The 19,989-nt window shown below is 73.7% G+C and carries 21 protein-coding genes; 9 read left to right on the top strand and 12 right to left on the bottom strand.

All coding sequences use genetic code 11. The features are described 5' to 3' along the window. The first annotated feature begins 103 nt into the window (after positions 1 to 103). The 5 genes from PT931_RS18820 (at position 104) to PT931_RS18840 (ending at position 4,209) form a co-directional block, all read left to right on the top strand. Positions 104 to 1,039, top strand: coding sequence for an ABC transporter ATP-binding protein (locus PT931_RS18820; protein WP_456247033.1), 936 nt, complete (start codon positions 104 to 106; stop codon positions 1,037 to 1,039). Further along, positions 1,032 to 1,901 carry an ABC transporter permease subunit gene (locus PT931_RS18825; RefSeq protein WP_456247034.1) on the top strand — a complete coding sequence of 290 codons (870 nt, stop codon included), beginning with the start codon at positions 1,032 to 1,034 and terminating at the stop codon, positions 1,899 to 1,901. Before PT931_RS18820 ends, PT931_RS18825 begins: the two co-directional genes overlap by 8 nt. Continuing rightward, the gene (locus PT931_RS18830; RefSeq protein WP_456247035.1) at positions 1,898 to 2,818 is read left to right on the top strand and encodes an ABC transporter ATP-binding protein; all 921 of its coding nucleotides are present in this window, start codon (positions 1,898 to 1,900) and stop codon (positions 2,816 to 2,818) included. The genes PT931_RS18825 and PT931_RS18830 overlap by 4 nt, the downstream gene beginning before the upstream one ends. Before the next feature lie 10 nt (positions 2,819 to 2,828). Then, positions 2,829 to 3,542 carry an ABC transporter permease gene (locus PT931_RS18835; RefSeq protein WP_456247036.1) on the top strand — a complete coding sequence of 238 codons (714 nt, stop codon included), beginning with the start codon at positions 2,829 to 2,831 and terminating at the stop codon, positions 3,540 to 3,542. 160 nt (positions 3,543 to 3,702) lie between these two features. After that, positions 3,703 to 4,209, top strand: a complete 507-nt coding sequence (locus tag PT931_RS18840) for an AMIN-like domain-containing (lipo)protein (protein ID WP_456247037.1) — start codon at positions 3,703 to 3,705, stop codon at positions 4,207 to 4,209. A gap of 95 nt (positions 4,210 to 4,304) precedes the next feature. Here the strand turns inward: PT931_RS18840 and PT931_RS18845 are convergent, their stop codons facing one another. Both PT931_RS18845 and PT931_RS18850 read right to left on the bottom strand, forming a co-directional pair. Continuing rightward, complete coding sequence (locus PT931_RS18845; RefSeq protein ID WP_456247038.1) at positions 4,305 to 4,679, bottom strand: hypothetical protein; 375 nt, start codon at positions 4,677 to 4,679, stop codon at positions 4,305 to 4,307. A gap of 149 nt (positions 4,680 to 4,828) precedes the next feature. Continuing rightward, the gene (locus PT931_RS18850) at positions 4,829 to 5,377 is read right to left on the bottom strand and encodes a MarR family winged helix-turn-helix transcriptional regulator (protein ID WP_456247039.1); all 549 of its coding nucleotides are present in this window, start codon (positions 5,375 to 5,377) and stop codon (positions 4,829 to 4,831) included. 52 nt (positions 5,378 to 5,429) lie between these two features. On the opposite strand from PT931_RS18850, the gene PT931_RS18855 reads away from it, so the two are divergent. Then, a complete protein-coding gene (locus PT931_RS18855; protein ID WP_456247040.1) occupies positions 5,430 to 6,308 on the top strand; it encodes an NmrA/HSCARG family protein in 879 nt (292 codons plus the stop codon). Positions 6,309 to 6,312: 4 nt separating this feature from the next. Here PT931_RS18855 and PT931_RS18860 read toward each other — a convergent pair whose 3' ends face one another. Beyond that, positions 6,313 to 7,605, bottom strand: a complete 1,293-nt coding sequence (locus tag PT931_RS18860; RefSeq protein WP_456247041.1) for a beta-ketoacyl [acyl carrier protein] synthase domain-containing protein — start codon at positions 7,603 to 7,605, stop codon at positions 6,313 to 6,315. A 76-nt stretch (positions 7,606 to 7,681) separates the two neighbouring features. Between PT931_RS18860 and asnB the strand changes: the two genes are divergently transcribed. Beyond that, entirely contained in the window at positions 7,682 to 9,481 is a 1,800-nt protein-coding gene (gene asnB / locus PT931_RS18865; RefSeq protein WP_456247042.1) for an asparagine synthase (glutamine-hydrolyzing), read from the top strand. Between the two features lie 137 nt (positions 9,482 to 9,618). Then, the gene (locus PT931_RS18870; RefSeq protein ID WP_456247043.1) at positions 9,619 to 9,921 is read left to right on the top strand and encodes a hypothetical protein; all 303 of its coding nucleotides are present in this window, start codon (positions 9,619 to 9,621) and stop codon (positions 9,919 to 9,921) included. Here PT931_RS18870 and PT931_RS18875 read toward each other — a convergent pair. The 5 genes from PT931_RS18875 to PT931_RS18895 all read right to left on the bottom strand — a co-directional run bounded on the left by PT931_RS18875 (position 9,918) and on the right by PT931_RS18895 (position 15,813). Next, a complete protein-coding gene (locus tag PT931_RS18875; protein WP_456247044.1) occupies positions 9,918 to 11,312 on the bottom strand; it encodes a diguanylate cyclase domain-containing protein in 1,395 nt (464 codons plus the stop codon). The genes PT931_RS18870 and PT931_RS18875 overlap by 4 nt on opposite strands. 176 nt (positions 11,313 to 11,488) lie before the next feature. Beyond that, positions 11,489 to 12,160, bottom strand: coding sequence for a response regulator (locus PT931_RS18880; protein WP_456247045.1), 672 nt, complete (start codon positions 12,158 to 12,160; stop codon positions 11,489 to 11,491). After that, complete coding sequence (locus PT931_RS18885) at positions 12,157 to 13,470, bottom strand: sensor histidine kinase (protein ID WP_456247046.1); 1,314 nt, start codon at positions 13,468 to 13,470, stop codon at positions 12,157 to 12,159. The genes PT931_RS18880 and PT931_RS18885 overlap by 4 nt, the downstream gene beginning before the upstream one ends. Before the next feature lie 10 nt (positions 13,471 to 13,480). Beyond that, positions 13,481 to 14,635, bottom strand: a complete 1,155-nt coding sequence (locus PT931_RS18890; protein WP_456247118.1) for an acyltransferase family protein — start codon at positions 14,633 to 14,635, stop codon at positions 13,481 to 13,483. A gap of 215 nt (positions 14,636 to 14,850) precedes the next feature. Beyond that, the gene (locus tag PT931_RS18895) at positions 14,851 to 15,813 is read right to left on the bottom strand and encodes an alpha/beta hydrolase (protein WP_456247047.1); all 963 of its coding nucleotides are present in this window, start codon (positions 15,811 to 15,813) and stop codon (positions 14,851 to 14,853) included. Positions 15,814 to 16,043: 230 nt separating this feature from the next. On the opposite strand from PT931_RS18895, the gene PT931_RS18900 reads away from it, so the two are divergent. Continuing rightward, positions 16,044 to 17,525 (top strand): hypothetical protein, encoded by a 1,482-nt coding sequence (locus PT931_RS18900; protein WP_456247048.1) that lies wholly within the window; start codon positions 16,044 to 16,046, stop codon positions 17,523 to 17,525. A gap of 369 nt (positions 17,526 to 17,894) precedes the next feature. Here PT931_RS18900 and PT931_RS18905 read toward each other — a convergent pair whose 3' ends face one another. From PT931_RS18905 to PT931_RS18920, 4 genes are all read right to left on the bottom strand, one after another. Continuing rightward, a complete protein-coding gene (locus PT931_RS18905; RefSeq protein WP_456247049.1) occupies positions 17,895 to 18,230 on the bottom strand; it encodes a hypothetical protein in 336 nt (111 codons plus the stop codon). A 63-nt stretch (positions 18,231 to 18,293) separates the two neighbouring features. Continuing rightward, positions 18,294 to 18,653 (bottom strand): PRC-barrel domain containing protein, encoded by a 360-nt coding sequence (locus PT931_RS18910; protein ID WP_456247050.1) that lies wholly within the window; start codon positions 18,651 to 18,653, stop codon positions 18,294 to 18,296. Between the two features lie 409 nt (positions 18,654 to 19,062). Beyond that, on the bottom strand, positions 19,063 to 19,263 hold the full coding sequence (locus PT931_RS18915) for a cold-shock protein (protein WP_456247051.1): 201 nt from the start codon (positions 19,261 to 19,263) through the stop codon (positions 19,063 to 19,065). A gap of 408 nt (positions 19,264 to 19,671) precedes the next feature. Then, a complete protein-coding gene (locus PT931_RS18920; protein ID WP_456247052.1) occupies positions 19,672 to 19,944 on the bottom strand; it encodes a GlsB/YeaQ/YmgE family stress response membrane protein in 273 nt (90 codons plus the stop codon). Between the last annotated feature and the right edge of the window lie 45 nt (positions 19,945 to 19,989).

The following is a 19,989-nucleotide window of genomic DNA, read 5'->3' on the forward strand; positions in this document are numbered from 1 at the left end:
TTTGTACCCTTCGAGGGCCCGCCTCCGCCCGGCCGGTGACACAGGGTGAAAATCAGGGTTCCACCGGAGGACGGGAACGCTCCCGGCCGCGTACCGTGCCGGTGTGCCACTCATTGAGACGACAAGCCTGACCAAGGCGTACCCGGGCGGGGTGACCGCGCTGCGGGACCTGACGCTCGCGGTCGAGCCCGGAGTGATCGGACTGGTCGGCGCGAACGGCGCCGGCAAGTCCACGATGATCAAGATCCTGCTCGGCCTGCTCGAGCCCACCGAGGGGTCGGTGCGCGTCCTGGGCCTCGACCCGACCGTGGCGGCCGACCAGGTCCGCGCGCGGGTCGGCTACATGCCCGAACACGACTGCCTGCCGCCGGACATGATCGCGGCCGAGTTCGTGACGCACATGGCGCGGATGAGCGGCCTGCCGCCGACCGCCGCCCGCGAGCGCGCGTCCGAGGCGCTCCGGCACGTCGGCCTCTACGAGGAGCGCTACCGTCCGATCGGCGGCTACTCCACGGGCATGAAGCAGCGGGTCAAGCTCGCCCAAGCGCTCGTGCACGACCCGGACCTGCTGCTGCTCGACGAGCCGACCAACGGGCTCGACCCGGCCGGCCGGGACGCGATGCTGACCCTGATCACCAAGATCGGTACGGAGTTCGGGATCTCGGTCGTCGTGTGCACCCACCTGCTCGGCGAGGTGGAGCGGATCTGCGACACCCTGATCGCGATCGAGCGCGGGCACCTGCTGCGCGCCGACCGGGTCGACGCCATGACCACGGGTTACGACGTCCTCGTCGTCGAGGTCACCGAGGGCACGGACGAGCTGATCGCCGCGCTGACCGCCCGGAACCTGTCCCTGACGGTGGACGGCCACGTGCTGCTCGTGCGCCTGGACACCGAGGACACCTACGACACGATCCTGCGGACCGTCGCGGACCTCGACCTGCCCCTGCACCGGCTCGACCAGCGCCGGCACCGGGTGGCGGAACTGTTCGCCGACAGCTCGACCACCACCCCCCGGCCGGAGGCCCACCATGTCTGAGGCGGTCGACACCGGCGGCAGCCGGATCCACGACATCGGCTACCGGCGCTACGAGGGGGCGAACCTCGGCCGCCTGTACGTGGCGAGGTCGCTCTACACCCACGGGCTGCGGTCCGCGTTCGGCCTGGGCCGGTCGGCGAAGGCGAAGATCTTCCCCTGGATCATGGTCGGGCTGCTGGGCGCGTTCGCGGTGGTCGTGGCCGCGGTCCGCGCGCAGACCGGGGAGATGATCGTCGGGTACCAGGAGTTCCAGCAGGTGGCCCGCGTCATCGTCATCATCTTCCTCGCCGTCGTCGCCCCCGAGCTGGTGTCCCGGGACCTGCGCAACAAGACCCTGCCGCTGTACTTCTCCCGTCCCCTGCGCCGCACGGACTACGCGCTGGCGAAGCTGGCAGCCGTGATCTCCGCCGTGTTCCTCCTGGTCGCCGGGCCGCTGACGATCGTCGGCATCGCCGCCGCGTTCTCCGTCCCCGACGTGTCCGGCGTGTGGGCCGAGGTCCGGGGCCTGCTCGGCGGGTACACGATGATCGCGGTCGTCGCCGTCATCCACGGCAGCATCGCGCTGCTGATCGCCTCCCTGGCCAGCAAGCGGGCGTTCGCGGCCGGCGCCATCGCGGCCGTGTTCCTGGTCCTGGTGCCGATCGCGCAGATCCCGCACGAGCTCGCCCAGGGTGCCATCGGCCAGCTCTCCCTGATGATCAGCCCGGACGGCCTGGTCGACGGCCTCCAGGAGCTCCTGTTCGGCAAGGGGGACGCCAACGTGGACCCCGGCTACCGGATCTACTACGGCATCGGCGCGGTCGCGCTGGTCGCCGCCCTCGTCACCGCGCTGATCACCCGCTACCGGAAGGTGTCGCTATGACCACCCCTCTGACCGTCGACCTGCGGGGCGTGTCCCGCTGGTACGGCAACGTGGTGGCCGTCAACGACATCACCATGAGCCTCGGCGCGGGCGTCACCGGCCTGCTCGGCCCGAACGGCGCCGGCAAGACGACGCTGCTGCACATGATGGCCGGCTTCCTGGCGCCCTCCAAGGGCGAGGTGCTGCTCGGCGACAACCCGACCTGGCGCAACCCCGACGTGTACCGCGACCTGGGCCTCGTGGCCGAGCGCGAGTCGGTGCCCGCGCACCTCACCGGCTGGGAGTTCGTGCACGCCAGCGCCAAGCTGCACAAACTCGCCGACCCGGCGGGCGCGGCGCGGCGCGCGCTGGACCTGGTGGAGATGACCGAGGCGGCCGGCCGCCGGCTGGGCACGTACTCCAAGGGCATGCGCCAACGCGCCCGGGTCGCCGCGTCGCTCGTGCACGACCCAGCGGTACTGCTGCTCGACGAGCCGTTCAACGGCATGGACCCGCGCCAGCGGGCACACATGATGCAGCTGCTGCACTCCCTCGGCGACGAGGGCCGCACGATCCTGTTCAGCTCGCACATCCTGGAGGAGGTCGAGCAGGTGTCCGGCACCGTCCAGGTGATCGTCAACGGCCGGCTCGCGGCCTCGGGCGACTTCCGGAAGATCCGGCGGCTGATGACGCACCGCCCGCACGTGTTCGTGATCCGCTCCACCGACGACCGCCGCCTGGCCACGGCGCTGATCGCCTCCCCTGCGGTGACGGGGGTGTCGCTCGGCACCGACGAACTCACGGTGCACGCCGGCGACTACGGCACCTTCACCCGCCAGCTCCCGAAGGTGGCGCTCGCCGAGGGCATCCGGGTCCGCCAGCTCGTACCGTCCGACGAGTCGCTCGAGAGCGTCTTCGCCTACCTGGTCTCGGCCTGAGGAGCCCCCGATGAACCTGACCATCTGCGCGTTGACCCTCCGGGCGTTGTTCGGCCGGCGCCGGTTCCTGCTGCTCCTCCCCGCCCCCCTGATCCTCATGGGCCTGACCTGGCTCGCCGTCTCGCTCGGCGCGAGCGACCAGGACCTGGTGACCGCGGTCGTGGTCGGCCTCGGCATGACCGCGGTCGTCCCGCTGATGTCGCTGATCATCGGGGCGAGCGTGCTCGGCTCCGAGATCGACGACGGCACCGTGATCCACATCCTGACCAAGCCCATCCCGCGCTGGCGGATCATCCTGTCCAAGCTCGTGGTGGCCAGCGGCGTCAGCGCGCTGGTGACGGCGGTGCCGATGTTCGTCGTCGGGGCGGTCATCGACGGTCCCCGGCTCGGGGCGGGCCTGGCGGGCGGCGCGGCGATCGGCGCGACCGTCTACAGCGCGCTGTTCCTCGCGCTCAGCGTCGTCAGCCGCCGGCCGGTGCTACTCGGCCTGGTCTACGTGCTGGTCTGGGAGGGCCTGCTGACGAACCTGGTGTCCGGGGCGAAGGTGCTGTCGGTGCAGAAGTACGTGGCCACCTTCGCGCAGAGCCTCAGCGGGACCCCGTTGATGGAGCGCCCGTTGTCGGTGGCCGTCGCGGTCGCGATGTCCGTCGTCCTCGCCGTGCTCGCCACGTACTACGCCTCCGTCCGGCTGCGCTCGTTCTCGGTGGCCGGCGAGACCAGCTGAGACCCTGGGCGGACACGGGCCGCTCCACCGGATCGCCTGGTGGAGCGGCCTTCGCGCGCCCCGGGTGAGGTCGGCAATACCTCTATTGCAACCTTTGGAGCGCTAAGAGCGTCCTTAGGGGGTACGCAACGCAGGCGACCAACAGATCCCGGGGGGACCCATGTCCGTACGCTCCGTCCGCAAGGCCACCGCCGTCCGTGCCGCCGCCGTGCTCGGCACCGCGCTCCTGGCCTTCACCGCCGCCTCCCCCGCCGCGCACGCGGTCGGCGGGGGCACCGACACGACGGCCAACCACCTGACGAACATCCGCTGGGGCTCGCACCCCGACTTCGACCGGGTGGTGCTCGACTTCGACGGTCCGGTCCCGGGGTTCGGGGTCACCCCCGTGTCCGAGCTGACCCACTGCGGCTCAGGCAAGCCGGTCAACCTCCCCGGCACCTCGTTCGTCGAGCTGGACATCGACGCCAGCGCGCACGACGAGAACGGCAACACGACCTTCCCCGGCGCGTGGCAGAAGGTGCTGAGCCTGCCGTACGTCACCGGGTACGCGATCACCTGCGACTTCGAGGGCGACCTCCGGGTGGGCGTGGGCATCCGGGGCGCCCACTCCGTCACCACGTCCACGCTGACCGGACCGTCGCGGATCGCCGTGGACGTGCACCGGTAGCAGGTCGCGGGAGAACGGGGGCGGGGCCCGACCTCCGGTGTACGGAGGTCGGGCCCCGGTCGTGCCGTGCCGTCCCCGTGGACGGACACCCGGTGTCAGCAGTTGGGCAGGGTCTCCCACCCGACGGCCTTGACCAGGCTGCCGTTGACCCAGCCGCTCACGCGCGTGGTGTTGTCGGTGATCCGCACCCAGTAGCCGTGCGCGGGGCTCGGCTTGCAGTGCGCGCTCACGTTGTGCGAGTTGTAACAGAGGCCGAGCACCGTGCCGCTCGGCGCGCTGGACCGGATCCGGGTGCCGTCCTCACAGTAGGCCCGGATCGAGGCGAGGGAGCCCGTGGCAGCCGACGCCGTGCCGGGCTGCGGCGGGTTGACGGACCGGCCCGGGTCGGCCTGGGCGACGCCGCCCATGGCCAGGGCGACGCCGCCGGTGACTGCGACCATGATGGCCACTCGGGATGCGAGTTTCAGCATGGTTCCTCCTCATTGAGCAAGCCTTGCGCTCTTCTGTGGACACTTCGAACGTATCCAGTGGATAGAGGAGCGTCTTCCCCAATCGGTGTGTTCCACATCACTTTCACGCACTCCGCACGGTCGGAGTTGCCCGGCGCCGACGACCGGCCCTACGCGTCGTCCGGACGGGGCTCCGGCTGCTGGAAGTCCGGGTAGCGGTGCTGGTCGGGCAGGTCGTGGCCGGCCAGCAGGGCGCGGCCCACCCCGCGCAGCTCCGCCAGGTCCGCCGTGGACAGCAGGTCGCCGAAACACTCGGCGAGCGCCCGGTGGTACGCCGGCCGCGTGCGTTCGGTCAGCGCCGTGTACCCCTCGGCCGTCAGCACCGCCTCCGTCTGCCGCCGGTTGTCCGGCGGCTGCTCGCGGGCGACCCAGCCGCGCCGGAACAGCCGCTCCACGACCCGGGTGGCCCCGCTGGGGCTGGTGGCGAGGGCGTCGGCGAGCCGCAGCATCGACAGCCGCCGGCCGGGCGCGGTCGCCAGCCGGTAGAGGGCCTGGTGCTCCAGCAGGGTGCAGTCGCCCTCCTCCTGCATCCGGGCGGTCATCGCCGTGGCGACGGCCTCCACGGCCCGCTGGACGGTCAGCCACGCGGCGAGCACCTCCGCGTGGTTGTCGGCGACGTCGACGTCGGGCCAGGGCGCGTCGTTCAGGTCTGGGCTCACGTGCTCCACCCTACACTTGACAGCGATACGTTTTCAGCTGCAAGCTTTGCACATGCAAATGACATCCCCCATCGCCGTGACCGGTGCCACCGGCGTCCAGGGCGGCGCGCTCGCCCGCCTCCTCCTCGACCGTGGCCAGCCGGTCCGCGCGCTGACCCGTACCCCGGAATCGCCCGCCGCCCGGGAGCTGCGCCGCCGGGGTGCCGAGGTCGTGCCCGCCGACTTCGACGACGCCGGCTCGCTCGACGCCGCCCTGCGCGGCAGCCGGGCCCTGTTCCTGATGAGCACCCCGTTCGGCACCGACCCGGCCACCGAGGTCCGGCAGGGTCGCGCCGCGGTCGACGCCGCCGTGCGCGCCGGGGTCGGCCAGCTCGTGTTCAGCTCCGTCGCGCACGCCGACCGGGCGACCGGCGTGCCGCACTTCGACAGCAAGTACCAGGTGGAGCGGCATCTGGCCGGCACCGACCTGAACTGGACCGTGCTCGGCCCCGGCAAGTTCATGGACAACTACGCCGGCGGCTGGTCCGCCGGGCTGCTCCGCCATGGCCGCCTCGCCCTGCCGCTGTCCGCCGACCGGTCCGTGGCGCTGGTGTGCGCGGCCGACATCGCCGGCATGGCCGCGCTCGCCTTCGCCGAGCCCGACCGGCTCGCCCGGGTCCGGGTCGACATCGCCGGCGACGAGCGCACGCCCCTCGAACAGGCCGGCACCTTCGCGCGCGCCGTCGGCCGCCCGGTCACCTTCGAGCGGGTCCCCGACGAGATCGCGCGCGGCTACGGCGAGGACCTGGCGGCCATGTTCGCCTACTTCGACACGGTCGGGCTCGACGTCGACCCGGCGGCGCTCCGCACCGCCTACCCCGAGGTCGGCTGGCACACGTTCGACGACTGGGTGGCCGCCCAGGACTGGTCGCACGTCCGCGGGGCCGCCTGACCGGTCACCGCGCCGGCGGCTCCCCCAGCAGCAGGTGCACGAAGATGCCGGACAGGCCGTAGGTGTTCACGCCCGCGATCGCCGGCCCCGGTCGCGGCCACGGCGTCCGTTCCGTGACGGGGGCGATCCGCAGCCCCGCCCAGTCCACGGCGGACGTGGGCGGGTCGGCGTGCAGGCTGGCCGGCAGGGTCCGGTGCCGCAGCGCCAGGGCCGTCTTGACCAGCCCCGCGAGCCCGCCGGCCGCCTCGGCGTGCCCCAGGTTCGTCTTCACCGAACCCACCAGACACGGCTGACCCACCGGCCGGTGCGCGCCGATCGCCGCCCCGATCGCCTGCAGCTCGACCGCGTCGCCGGCCGGGGCCGCGTTGCCGTGCGCCTCGACGTAGCCGATCCGGTCCGGGGTGACGCCCGCGTTGGCGGCGGCGCGGCCGATCACCTGGAGGTAACCCTCGACGGAGGGGGCGATGACCGCCTTGGCGGTGCGACCCTTGCTGGCCTGGGCGGAGCCGAGGATCACGGCGTGCACCCGGTCCCCGTCGAGGACGGCCTGCCCGAGGCGTTTGAGGACGAACACGGCCGCCCCGTCGGACCGGACGAACCCGTCGGCGTCCTCCGCGCCGAACCGGCACCGGCCGGAGGGCGAGAGCAGGCCGGCGGCGGAGTACCCGAGGGTGTGGTCGACGCCGCCGACGAGGCTGACCCCGCCGGCCAGCACCGTGTCGCACTCGCCGGTGCGCAGGCTCTGGCAGGCCAGGTGCACGGCGAGGGTGCCCGAGGAACAGGCCGCGTCGACGGTGGCGCACGGGCCGCGCAGGTCGAGGGCGTAGCTGATCCGGCCGGAGGCCATGCTGCGGGCGGCGGCGCCGGCGAGGGCGTACATGTCGGCGGGGCCCTCGTGGGCGTCCCAGTGTTCGCCGGTGCTCTGCCCCATGAACACCCCGACCTCCCGGCCGGCGACCGCGCCCTCGGTCAGGCCCGCGTCCGTGAGCGCGTCGGCGGCGGTGGCCAGCAGGACCTTGTGCTGCGGGTCGAGGGCGGCCGCCTCGCGCTCGGTGACGTGGTGCCGGGCCGCGTCGAAGGGCTGCTCGGCCAGGAATCCGCCCGCGGTGCTGACCAGCCGACCGGGCTGGCGGGGGCGTCGGTCCAGGAGCGCCGAGGTGTCGACACGGTCGGCGGGGCCGGTCGGGGTGACGGCGTCGCGGCCGTCGAGGAGGAGCCGCCACAGCTCGTCGGGGCTCGACGCGCCCGGGAAACGGCATCCCATGCCGACGATAGCGACCGGTTCGGAGGTGCGCACAGTAAACCTCTCTTTTCAGACAAAAATATTTATTTGGTACCAATAACTCAAAGTTCTTAATCTGGTTACCCCTGTCATGTGTGGAATCGCGGGCTGGGCCGATCCCGAGCACCCCCTCGACGCGGCGGCCCGGACCGTCGCCGCGATGACCCGCGCCCTGGTGGCGCGCGGCCCGGACGGCGAGGGGGTGTGGTCCGGCCCGCACTGCGCCCTCGGGCACCGCCGGCTGGCCGTCATCGACCCGGCACAGGGCCACCAGCCCATGCTGGTCACCGACGACGGCGACGAGCCCCTGCTGGCCCTCAGCTACAACGGCGAGGTGTTCAACCACACCGAACTCCGCGCCGAACTGGAACTGCTCGGCCACAAGTTCCGCACCGCGACCGACACCGAGGTCGTCCTGCGCGCCTGGCGGGAGTGGGGCGAGGACACCCCGGCCCGCCTCAACGGCATGTTCGCCTTCGCGGTCTGGGAACCGGCCCGCCGCCGGCTCACCCTGGTCCGCGACCGGCTCGGCGTGAAGCCGCTGAGCTACGCCCGGCACGGCACCGGCGTGCTGTTCGGCTCCGAGCCCAAGGCCCTGTTCGCCAGCGGACTCCTCCGCCCGACCCCGGACCCGGACGGGCTGCGCGACCTGTTCGCCTCCGTGCGCACCCCCGGCGGCGGGCTGTTCCGGGGCGTCCGCGAGGTGCGGCCCGGCCACCTGCTGGTCGTCGACGGGGCGGGCCCGCGCGAACGGCCCTACTGGCGGCTCGGCGCCCGGCCGCACCCCCACGACACCCCGACCGCCGTCGGCCACGTCCGCGACCTGCTGGCCGACACCACCCGCCGGCACCTCGGGGCGGACGTGCCGCTCGGCGCGCTGCTGTCCGGTGGTCTGGACTCCAGCGCCCTGGTCGCGTTGGCCCAGCTCGGAGCATCCGAGCCCTTACGCACGTTCTCCGTCGACTTCACCGGCGCGTTCGTTCCCGGCGCGCTGCGGGCCACGCCCGACGCCCCCTACGTCCGCGACGTGGTGGCGCACTGCGGCGTCGAGCACCGCGACCTCGTCCTGGACCCGGCCGCGCTGGCCGACCCCGGGCACCGCCGGGCCGTCGTCGCCGCCCGGGACGCGCCCGGCACCGGGGACATGGATACCTCGCTGTACCTGCTGTTCCGGTCCGTCCGGGACCACGTGACGGTCGCGCTGTCCGGGGAGAGCGCGGACGAGGTGTTCGGCGGGTACCCGTGGTTCCACCGGCCCCTCTCCGTCGCCGCCGACGACTACCCGTGGCGCTACCTCACCGGCCACAGCGGCGTGTACCGCGCCCTGCTCCGCCCCGACGTCGCCGCCGAACTCGACGTCCCCGGCCACCGGGCCGCCCACTACCGGCAGGCCCTCGCCGAGACGCCCCGGCTACCGGGCGAGACCGGGCTCCAGCGTCGGATGCGGGAGGTGTTCCACCTGCACCTGACCCGGTGGCTGCCCGACCTGCTGGACCGCAAGGACCGGCTCAGCATGGCGGTGGGGCTGGAGGTGCGGGTGCCGTTCTGCGACCACCGGCTGGTCGAGTACGCGTTCAACGCGCCGTGGGCGCAGCACGTCCACGACGGACGGGAGAAGTCGCTGCTCCGGGCGGCGGTCGCGGACCTGTTGCCGGGGAGCGTGGTCAGCAGGGTGAAGGCGCCGTACCCGACGACCCAGGATCCGGGGTACCACGAGGGGCTGCGGGGCCTGGTGTCCGACCTGCTGGCGTCGCCGGGCGCTCCGGTGTGGACGTACCTGGACGCCGACGCGCTGCGGGAACGGCTGGCCCGGCCCGGCGCGGATCCGGCGACCCGGGCGGGCCTGGACTTCGCGCTGAACCTGGACCTGTGGCTGGCGTCGCGGCCGTGAGCGCCGCGTGACCCTCGCCCGGCGGCACTCACATCCGTGCCGCCGGCGGCCCGCTCGCCCATATCACGATACGCCCGAAATATTCGCGGTTCCGGTCCTACCCTGAGGTCGACACCACCTTTTCCGGGAGGTTCACCATGTCCGTGATCATGATGATGCGCCAGAAAGCCGATCCCGCCGCGCTCGAGCAGTACGCGAGCAGCCACGCCGACCAGATGCGCAGGGTCGCCGAGGAGGGCAGGACCAAGGGTGCCATCCACCACTACTTCGCCGCCGGCGACGGGGAGATCGTCGTCATCGACGAGTGGCCCACCGAGGAGTCGTTCCGGGAGTTCTTCGCCAGCCAGAGCGAGATCCCCGAGATCATGAAGGGCGCCGGCGCGCAGGGCAAGCCGGAGGTCTCCATCTTCCGCAAGCTCACGACGCCCGACGAGTTCTAGAGCGAGACCACGCGCACGCCGGGTTCGGTGTCGCGGTGCAGTTTGGCCGTGTACATCGCGTCGTCGGCGCGGCGGATCAGGTCCTCGGCGGCCACGTCGGACTCGGCACCCGTCCGGATCACCGCGCCGATGCTCGCCCGGACCGGTACGTGCTCCACGCCCAGGTCCACCGGCGCCGCCAGGGCCCGGACGATCCGCGCGCTGAGCCGTTCCACGTCCGCCCGGCCGGCGTCGCGGAACAGCACGAGGAACTCGTCGCCGCCGAACCGGCTGACCAGGTCGCCGGCCCGCACGCACGAGCCCAGCCGGCGGGCGACCTCCACGAGCAGCCGGTCCCCGATCGGGTGGCCGAGCCGGTCGTTGACGTCCTTGAAACCGTCGAGGTCGCAGAACAGCACCACGCAGCCGCCGGGCCGGCGCAGTTCGGCCCGGAGCTGGGCGACGAACTCGCGGCGGTTCGGCAGGCCGGTCAGGGGGTCGTGGGCGGCCTGGTAGCGCAACGCCTGTTCGGCCCGGGCCCGCTGGGCGGACAGCCGGCCGATCCGCCACATCACCAGCGGGGTGATCGACGCCGCGCCCGCGACGAGCAGCAGGCCGTCCACCGGCTCGCCCAGCAGTTGCCGGCCGCCGCCGACCAGGGGCAACGCGGCCAGCGCTCCGCCGAGGAACGCCAGCCGGCCCGGGGTGAGCGTGTCGTCGGGGGCCTGGCCGAGCCGGGCCAGCCGGTGCGCGGAACCGTCGAGGCCGAAGAGCCCGAGGGCGACGTACGCGGCCATGAACATCAGCTCCGCGCCGACCGCGACCCAGCCGGTGTCGTGCAGCTCCAGGACGACGTTGCCGGTGAGGGACAGGCCCAGGGCCGCCACCAGCATCCACAGCGCGGGGATCGGTTCGCCGGCCGTCTGGAGCAGCCGGACCAGGGCGCCGAGTACCCCGGCGAGGATGAACACGGTCGCGAACGTCGAGGCCTCCGCCGCCGGGTGCCGACCGGCGATCCGGGGCAGCAGCACCACGTCCCACAGCAGGCCGCCGAGCGTCGCGGACACGATGATCGTGTCGATCATGCCGCCGACGTCGTTGCGGCCGCGCCGGATCACCACGGCGACGGCGGCGGCCAGCATCAGCGCGTTGCCGACCGCGTCGAACACCCGGCCGGCGAGGACCTCGTCGGTGAGCTGCCGGGTCAGGTTGCCGAGGTTGAGCACCACGAGCGCCGCGAGCAGCAGCCGCCACGGCCGGCGGTCGACGGGACGGGCCCGCAGCAGGCCGACCGTGACCGGCAGGATCGCGGAGCAGGTCACGAGGAGGAGCGCGGCGGTCCGGCCGTCGCGGGGCAGCAGGGGGTACGCGGCGATCAGGCCGACGGACACCAGCAGGTACGCCCGCCGCACGTCTAGCCGTCCGGGGCGCGGTCGTCCACCGTCGGCCGGCTGCCCGTCAGCAGTGCCTCCACGGGTACGGAGCCTAACCGTCCGTCACCGGGCGGGAGGGGGATTCGGCGAAACGGCCGGCGACTCCCCCGGACGGCGACCGGGCGCGCCGGTGACGGTGGCCGGGGGCCGGTCGGTCAGTAGCCGGTGGGGCGGACCAGGCCCGTCTCGTACGCGAACACCGCCGCCTGGGTCCGGTCCCGCAGCCCGAGCTTGACGAGGATCCGGCTGACGTGCGTCTTCACGGTCTGCTCCGCCACCACCAGGCTCGCGGCGATCTCCGCGTTCGACAGGCCCTGCGCGATCAACGACAGCACCTCCGTCTCGCGTTCGGTGAGGTCGCCGACCCGGTCCTTGAGCGGGACCCGCGGCGCGCCCGCGATCCGGGAGAACTCGGCGATCAGGCGCTTGGTGATGTTCGGCGCGAGCAGGGCGTCCCCGGCGGCCACGACCCGGACGGCCTGGGCGAGTTCGGCGGCGGAGGCGTCCTTGAGGAGGAACCCGGAGGCGCCCGCGCGCAGCGCCTCGTACACGTACTCGTCGAGGTCGAAGGTCGTCAGCACGAGGACCTTGACCGTCGAGTCGGCGGGCGCGGTGATCCGGCGGGTGGCCTCGATGCCGCCGAGCACGGGCATCCGGATGTCCATCAGGACGACGTCCGGGGCGAGTTCGGCGACCTGGGCGACGGCGTCGAGCCCGTCCACGGCCTGGCCGACGACCTCGATGCCGGGTTCCGCGTTGAGGAGGACCGTGAAGCCCTGGCGGACCATCATCTGGTCGTCGGCGATCAGCACGCGGATGGTCGTCACGGGGCGTCCTCGGGGGCAGTCGTGGGCAGGTTCGCGGTCACCTGGTAACCGCCGTCGGGGGTCGGTCCGGTGGCGAGCTCGCCGCCCAGCATCGCGGTGCGTTCCCGCATCCCGAGCAGCCCGTGGCTCTCGCCGTCCGGCGGCGGTCCGGGCCGGGCCGGCGGGGTGTTGGTGACGCGGACGATCAGCCCCGAGGGATCGTGGTAGACGAGCACGTGGGCGGTCGCTCCGGGGGCGTGCCGGAGGACGTTGCTGAGCGCCTCCTGCACGATCCGGTACGCCGACAGCTCCACGCCCGGCGGCAACGGGCGCGGCTCGCCGGTGGTGGCGGCGGTGACCGTGAGCCCGGCGGTGCGGACGTTGTCGAGGAGCTCGTCGAGCCGGGCGAGGTCGGGCTGCGGGGCGTCCTCGGCGGGCGTGTCCTCCGAGCGCAGCACCCCCAGCACGCGGCGCAGTTCGTTGAGGGCCGCCACGGCGTTCTCCCGGATGCCGGCGAGGTTGGCGCGCAGCTCGTCCGACGGGTTCTCGACCAGGTGCGGGGCGACCTGGGCCTGGATGGAGATGACGGACATGTGGTGGGCGACGACGTCGTGCAGTTCGCGGGCGATCCGGCCGCGTTCCTCCAGCAGGGTGCGCCGGGCGCGTTCCCCGGCGGTGAGTTCGGCCTGCGCGACGAGTTCGGCGCGGGCCACCCGCCGGCCGCGCAGCGCCGTGCCGACCAGGACGGCCGTGCCCAGGACCACGGCGGCCAGCCCGACGTCGGTCTTGTGCCCGCCGAGGCCGAAGGTGACGCACGCCTGCCCGGCCAGCACGCTGATCACCAGCGCCGTGATCGCGGCCCGGAGGCGGACCCGCAACGCCAGCAGGAACATCACCCCGGCGTGCGTGACGAGGCCCGCGTAGGTCCACGGGAACGGCGGGTTCGCCGAGCCGCCCGGGAACGGGATCGGGAAGGAGACCACCCCGGCGGACGCCTCCATGTACCGGGCACCGACGACCATCAGCAGGGTCACCGCCCACCAGGCGAGGACCGGCCGGAACATCGCGACCATGAGGGCGATGGCCATGCCCCCGGCGAGCGCCATGCCCGTGTCCATCTCGCGCCCCGCCCGATGGGAGGCGATCTCCAGGGCCTCGCCGATGAGGGCGCCCACCCCGAACAGGACGACGAGGACGTGCGGCAGCCGGGCCAGGAACCGGGTGCCGGCCCTCCGTGGGAGCGGGTCGAGGGCCGTGGTCCACAGGTCCTCGCGCAGGGCACGGAACGGGGTCAGCGCGGCCGCCACCAGTCGTCGCACCCCCCACGTCACAAGATCCACCCTAGGCTCGGCCGGAGGCGGGGCCACGGGCACCCCTCTCCTGGGTACGGAACGCCGCCCAGCACACGACCAGCACCGCGGCGAACACGGGCAGCCAGGCCAGCCGGGCGAACACCCAGCCGGGGCCGTCGGGAACAGTGTGCAGGCCGGGCAGCGCCGCGCCCGTCAACAGGCCGGTGGCGGTGACCGCGATCATGGCCGTCTGGTGCCAGAGGAAGATCGTCATCGCGGACAGGTTGACCAGCGCGACGGCGGCCCAGGCGGCGGGGCGGCGCAGTACCCGTCGGAGGGGTCCGAGGAGCAGGAGGGCCGCGCCGCACTGGGCGAGGCCGAACGTGACGGCCGCCAGGGTCGGCGGGTGCAGGTTCGAGATCTCCGCGCCGGGCACGCCGACCATGGCCGCCGGGTAGCCGGCCCACAGCACGAGTGCCGCGGTGGCCGCCGCCCCGCCGAACAGCAGTTCCCTGCCGGTGGCCCGTGGCAGACCCCGGGCCCAGGCGGCGCCCAGGCAGTACGGGACCAGCCAGGCGGCCGCCACGTTGGCCCAGCCGAGCCAGGCGGGCCCGTCGAGGCCGAACCGGACCAGGTCCACTCCGGCCACGACGGCCAGCGGCCAGGCCGGGTGCAGCCGGGCGACCAGCGGGGTGAGCGCGGTCAGGCCGGCGAGGACCAGCAGGAACCAGAGGGGCGAGAGCACCAGCTTGCCCAGGGCGTACACGGACTTCTGGTCGACCCCGGAGCCGAGGAGCACCACGACCACCACGGCCCAGACGGCCAGCACGGCGGCCACCGGGCGGAACAGGCGCGCCATCCGGACGCCGAGCCAGCGGTGGTAGGTGGTGCCCCGGGCCCGGGCCGCGGCGAGGCTGCGGGAGCCGACGTGGCCGCCGACCAGGAAGAACACGGCCAGGGTCTGGAACAGCCACGAGGCGGGGGCCAGCTGGGGCATGTGCCACAGGGGGCTGGAGGCGTGCACGGTGCCGCTGTCGGTGACCAGGGCCGTGACCAGCCAGTGGCCGAGGACGACGCCGAGGATGGCGAGGGCCCGGAGGGCGTCGGTGGCGCGGTCGCGGGTGGGTGGGGTGGCGGCGTCGATCCGGCGGGCGAGGGCGCGCCAGCCGCGACCTCCGGAGGGCGGTGGTCCGGTCTGGGATATGCCTGCCGGTGTGGGGCGGGCCGGGGCTGTTCCTGCCAGGGCAGATCGGGCCGGGGCTGGGCCTGCCGGGGGCGGTGCTGCCGGGGCGCGGCGTGCCTGTGCTGGGCATGCCGGCGCTGGTCGGGCTGGTGCTGGTCGGGCTGGTGCTGGTGCTGGTGCTGCCGAAGCTGGGGTTGCCGGCGCATCCGGGTGCCGGCGGATCCGGGCGGTCGAGGTCATCGGGCCGCTCCCGCCGGCAGCCCCGGGCTCATGGAACCGCCCGCGACGATCCGGGCCATTGCGCGCAGCGACACCGAGCCCGCGCGCAGATACCCGCTGTGGCCGGCGTCGCCCGCGTCGAAGATCCGGGCCCCGAAGGCCGGGGAGACCGGGTCGGCGCCGAACCCGACGGTCACGAACGGCAGTCCGATCGCGAGGTGCGGCACCCGGTCGATCCAGTCGTCGGAGCCCCGGCCCGCCCAGATCGTGGCCGGGGTCCGCAGGGCGGCGGCGTCGGGGAAGCCGGTGCCGGGGCTGCCGTACAGGACGATGTCCTCGACCGGCAGGTCCGCCGCGGCCCGGGCGCAGACGACGGAGCCGTAGGAGTGGCAGAGCAGGGAGATCGTCGCGCCGGGTCGGGCCGCCGCCAGCTCCTGGACGAAGGCGCGCAGGTCGGGGGCCGCCGCGTCCGCCCGGTCGGTGGTCACCGCCTGGAGGCTGACCGTCGCCGGGGTGCGGTAGCCGAGCCAGGCGACGACGGCGGACCCCTCGCCCAGTTCCGCGGCGAGCCGGGTCGCGCCGCCCCGGAACCGGCCGTACAGGTCGAGGGTGGTGTCGGAGCCCGGGACCAGGACCGCGATCCGCTCCGCGCCGGCCAGGTCGCCGAACACCTCGACCGAGCGGCCGCCGTCGCGTCCGTCGAAGGACAGCAGCTGCCGCGCCGGGTCGGCCAGGGCCCGCAGCGAGGTGGCGCGCCGCCGGTCCCCGTGCTGCTCCGCCATGACGGCGGCGGCGAGGATGTCCGCGCGGGTGGCGGCGTAGCGGGCCTGCAGGGCGTCGCGGGTCGCCGCCGGCACCGGGGCGAGGGCGGTCGGGGTCGGCGCGGGGACGGCGGACGGGCTCGCGGCGGCCGAGGTGGGCACCGCGACGGCGGCGGTGACGAGCGCGGCGAGCAGGACGCGCAGGGGGCGGGACGCCATGGGTGGGTAGGTCCTTCCGTACCGGAGTGTTCCGGAACGAAGCTATGGATCATGACCCGTGGTCCGCGTCCCACCGCGGAGCTCACCTGTGGCGTAGCTCAGAAGTACTACGGGTCTCAGACCCCTTTTCCGGGTACGCGTCCGCGCGGTCGCCGCGAAACTGGCCCCCTGTCGGGGCGGCCGGCCCCTCGGCATACTCGAAGAGACACCTTCGTCCAGAAAGGACCGCTGTGGCCTCCCGTCCCGCCCCGCCCCTGCTCTGGCTGGGGATCCCGTCCGCGCTCCTCGTCGCCCTCGTCTGCTGGCTGAGCACCTACTACTCGACCCTCGTGGTCTGGGAGGTGCGCAAGTTCGTGCCGTTCCTGGCCGCCGCGCTGGTGGTCGCGGCGTGCGCCGGGCTGCCCGCCTGGCTCGTGCGCTCCGTCGCCGCCCGCCGTTCGGAGGCCGGCCGCCCCGGCGCGGTCCGCACCGTCGGCCTGCTCGGCCTGCTCGTCGGGCTCGGCGTGGCCGCCTGGTGGATCACGCACACCGACTACGACCAGGACCGGACGTACGCGGCCTCGGCCACCGTCGTCACCGGCACCCGCCTGCCGGACCTGGAGCCCCGCGCTCCGTACCTGGTCGGCAAGGCTCAGGCCGGCCCCACCCTCGGGGACGTGCCCGGCGACATCTCCGACGTGACCTACCTGCCGGACGTCAACCGGTTCGCCACCCTCGTGGAGCGGCGCGGCTGGCTCGCGGGGTACGAGGTGGGCGTCACCCAGGTGATCGCCGTCGAGGGCCGGGGCCACGACGCGCAGAAGTGCCGGTTCGACCCGGCGGCCGACGCGCGGATCGGCGGCGCGTTCGGCCACAATCTCGGCCGGCTGATCTCCGGACACCAGCGCTGGGTCACCTTCGAGGACTCCGACGCCTACGTGTACTGCGACGGCGACGTCCCCAAGGTCGTCGTCCCCCTCAAACGGCAGGTCGGCATCCTCGTCGTCACCGAACGCCCGGCCGGCGTCGCGGTGTACGACGGACGGACCGGCACCGTCACGGTCACCACGGACACGAAGGGCATCCCCGGGCCGACGTACCCGATCAGTCTCGCCAAACGCCAGCGCGAGGCCACCCACGGCCTGCACGGCTTCGCGGACTGGTGGTTCGAACGGGCCGGCTGGGACGCCTCCGACGACGGGGCCAACGACGACAACGCCTCGGAGTTCACCCTCAACCGCGCCGACCACAGCGGCCCGGTGTACGTGACCCCGCTGACCCCGCCCGGCTCGGCCAGCTCCGTCGTCGCCGTGTCCTCGGTGCCCGCCCAGCACTCCGGACCGGGCCTGGCCCCCATGACGGTGTACCGGCTGGACCCCACCTGGGCCTCACCCCAGGCCATCATCGCGCGGATCAAGGCCGACTACCCCGACGTGTGCTGCTACAACCAGGACACCGTGTTCGAGGTCATCCCGACGGGCGGCGACAGCTGGGTGGCGACGACGGGCAGCGAGCAGGCCCTGCGGTACCGGGTGGTGGGCAACGGCCAGCTCCAGGGTCCCGAGGCCACCTGTCTGAAGACCGCCGACGGCCGGCCCATCCGGTGCGGCACGAAGCCCGCCGCGCAGGCGCCCCCGCCGGTCGGCGACCCGAGGACGCTCACCAACGAGGAGCTGGCGGACCTGCAACGACGGGTCGCGGAGGAGGTGTCGCGCAGACTCCGCGAGAAGTGACGTGGTGAATAGTGACGTGGTCCGGTGGACCTGCGGTCAGCCCGGGCAGCGGCGCGCGGTCTGAAACGCGCGGGCCGTGACGCGCGGGCGGTGGCCAGACCGGGCTTGATCGGACCGGGCTTGATCAGGGTGGGCGTGGCCGGACCCTGCTTGGCCGAGGCGGGCATGTTGGCCGAGGCGGGCTTGGCCGGACCGGGCGTGGCCGGACCCTGCTTGGCCGAGGCGGGCTTGGCAGGACCCGGCTTGACCGGACCGGGATTGACCTGGGCTGCTTGATCGGCGCGGGCTTGACCGGGGCGGGCTCGGCGGGATCCCTGCTCGGCCGAGGCGGGCTTGGAGGCGGGCTTGGTAGGGCCGACCGGCCGTCGGTCAGGCGCTGCCCCGGCGGGGATCCATCCCGTCGAACGGGCCCGTCACCACGACGGCGGGGACGTCCTGCGGGCGGAGCGCGTCGTACCCGGGCAGGTCGCGCACCGAGCCGCTCGTCGCGTCCAGCGACACGGTGCCGGCCTCGTCGTCGACGTCGAGGATCGCGGTGCGCGGGAAGGCGACCTCCGAGCCCGCCGCCTCCACTTCCATGTCGACTACCAGCAGGTCCGGGCCCACGGATCCGGTGCGGGTGCTCACCTGGCCGAGTTTGGCGTCCCGGCCGAGGGCCTCGTAACCGGCGAGTGTGGTCAGGTCCAGCGCGTTGTCGGTGGTCATGGTGCTCTCCTCCACTTCGGGGGCCGGCTCGCGGCCCTCGCCATCCGGGACCCGGCGACGGGCCTAGCGGCCCTCGCCGTAGTAGTGCCGGGTGGTGTTGTGGCGGTACTCGGGGTGGTCGCGGTGGGTCGGGTCGTAGTCGGGGGCGGCCTTGATCTCGTCGCGGCTGCGGCTGACGTAGACCTTCTCGTCCGTCGGGTCGACGCGCTCGATGATGCCGGCCGGGAGGAGGACGCGGTGGCCGAAGATCCAGGGGCCGGTGTCCACGACGATGAAGCTGGAGTCGGCCTCCGTGGTGGCCTCGTCGATCTTGCCGATGGAGCCGTCGGTGGCCTCCACGTGGTAGCCGACCAGGGTGGCCTGCGAGCCGGGATAGCCGGAGTCGGGACCGTAGTTCCAGGCGTTCACTGATGGGTTCGTCATGTGCGTTGCGCCTCCTAGGCTGTCCGGTGCCCTCATCAGCTACCCGGCCCGACCGGTTCTCACACCCGCGCCGCCGGGTTCCCGCTCCCGGGACGCCCTCGTCCCGCCCCGGGACCTCCTCCTCCCGCGCCCGCGACCTCCAGAACCGCGCCCTGGGGCCGCCGGGTCGTCGCCCCCTCCCGCGACCTGGACAGGGCCGCGCCGTGCCACGCCGCGCCGCGCCGTGCCACGCCGCGCCGTGCCGGGGCGGGGCGGGCCGCGCCGTGCCGGGGCGGGCCGGGGCGGGCCGTGCCGTGCGGTGCCGGGCGTACTCGGATGAGTGGTTTGGGCTTGATCATCGGGTTTCGGAGGGCGCTGTGCGGGTGCCGGCCGGACGTGCGGGGCGCGGGTCAGACCCGGGAGAGCCCGGTCAGAGGAGTCGGACCCGGTCGGCGAGGAGGCCCGTCGGGCCGCGCACGACCCGGAACTCCACCCGCTGGTCCTCGCGCAGGGTCGGCAGATCCTCGTCGGTGATCGCCGTGGAGTAGGCGAACACGTCCGGCCCCTCGTCGGGGCGGATGAAACCGAAGCCCCGTTCGGCGTTGAACCAACGCACCGTCCCGGTCGTCATGGCGCCCCCTGGCACTCTCCCCCGCACGGCACGGGGCTCCCGGAACACTGTGCCATGGAATAGTGACGGAGAGTGTCGAAACTGGCGAGTAGGCCCGGCCCGCCGGCCTCGGTAGGCGCACTCCGGCCGGCCCGCCGGCCTCGGTAGGCGCACTCCGCTCGGTAGGCACGTTCCGGCCGGCCCGGAGGCTCGGTAGCGACTGTGGCTTGGCATCAGGCGACTGGGCCCGGTATCCGAACGGGCGTTGACGCCCGGCGTATCCGCCGGCGGCTGCCGCCTCGCCGTGGGTGGCGAGCGACGTCCGCAGGGCGCGCATCGCGAACGCGGCTCGGGCTCGGGCTCGGGCTCCGGCTCCGGCTCCGGCTCCGGCTCCGGCTCCGACGACCTTGGACCGGCTCCGCAGGGTTGTCAGCGGCCGGCGCGTCTGCTGGAGACCGCCACCGCGAGGGCGACGCAGCCGGCGGCGAGCACCAGCTGGACGACGACCTCCACGGTCGCCACGCCCCGGGTCTCCGCGAGGCCCAGGCCCCGGACGATCACCGTTCCGATCACCGCCGCGAGGGCCCCGATCAGCATGGTGACCCAGGTCGGGACGTACCGGTGGCCCGGCAGCGCCAGGCGCTCCACCACCCCGACGACGATGCCGACGAGCAGTGCGGACAGGACTGCGGCCAGGGTCACGGGTCCGCCTTTCCGACACGGAGCACAGGGGGCCCTTCGCCGGTG

It is taken from the genome of Longispora urticae, assembly GCF_053902585.1.

Bases quoted from the DNA above. Each gene is read 5' to 3' on its own strand.
- PT931_RS18825 (WP_456247034.1), top strand. From the start codon at position 1,032: ATGTCTGAGGCGGTCGACACCGGCGGCAGCCGGATCCACGACATCGGC.
- PT931_RS18830 (WP_456247035.1), top strand. From the start codon at position 1,898: ATGACCACCCCTCTGACCGTCGACCTGCGGGGCGTGTCCCGCTGGTAC.
- PT931_RS18835 (WP_456247036.1), top strand. From the start codon at position 2,829: ATGAACCTGACCATCTGCGCGTTGACCCTCCGGGCGTTGTTCGGCCGG.
- PT931_RS18840 (WP_456247037.1), top strand. From the start codon at position 3,703: ATGTCCGTACGCTCCGTCCGCAAGGCCACCGCCGTCCGTGCCGCCGCC.
- PT931_RS18845 (WP_456247038.1), bottom strand. From the start codon at position 4,679: ATGCTGAAACTCGCATCCCGAGTGGCCATCATGGTCGCAGTCACCGGC.
- PT931_RS18855 (WP_456247040.1), top strand. From the start codon at position 5,430: ATGCAAATGACATCCCCCATCGCCGTGACCGGTGCCACCGGCGTCCAG.
- asnB (WP_456247042.1), top strand. From the start codon at position 7,682: ATGTGTGGAATCGCGGGCTGGGCCGATCCCGAGCACCCCCTCGACGCG.
- PT931_RS18870 (WP_456247043.1), top strand. From the start codon at position 9,619: ATGTCCGTGATCATGATGATGCGCCAGAAAGCCGATCCCGCCGCGCTC.
- PT931_RS18895 (WP_456247047.1), bottom strand. From the start codon at position 15,813: ATGGCGTCCCGCCCCCTGCGCGTCCTGCTCGCCGCGCTCGTCACCGCC.
- PT931_RS18905 (WP_456247049.1), bottom strand. From the start codon at position 18,230: ATGACCACCGACAACGCGCTGGACCTGACCACACTCGCCGGTTACGAG.
- PT931_RS18910 (WP_456247050.1), bottom strand. From the start codon at position 18,653: ATGACGAACCCATCAGTGAACGCCTGGAACTACGGTCCCGACTCCGGC.
- PT931_RS18915 (WP_456247051.1), bottom strand. From the start codon at position 19,263: ATGACGACCGGGACGGTGCGTTGGTTCAACGCCGAACGGGGCTTCGGT.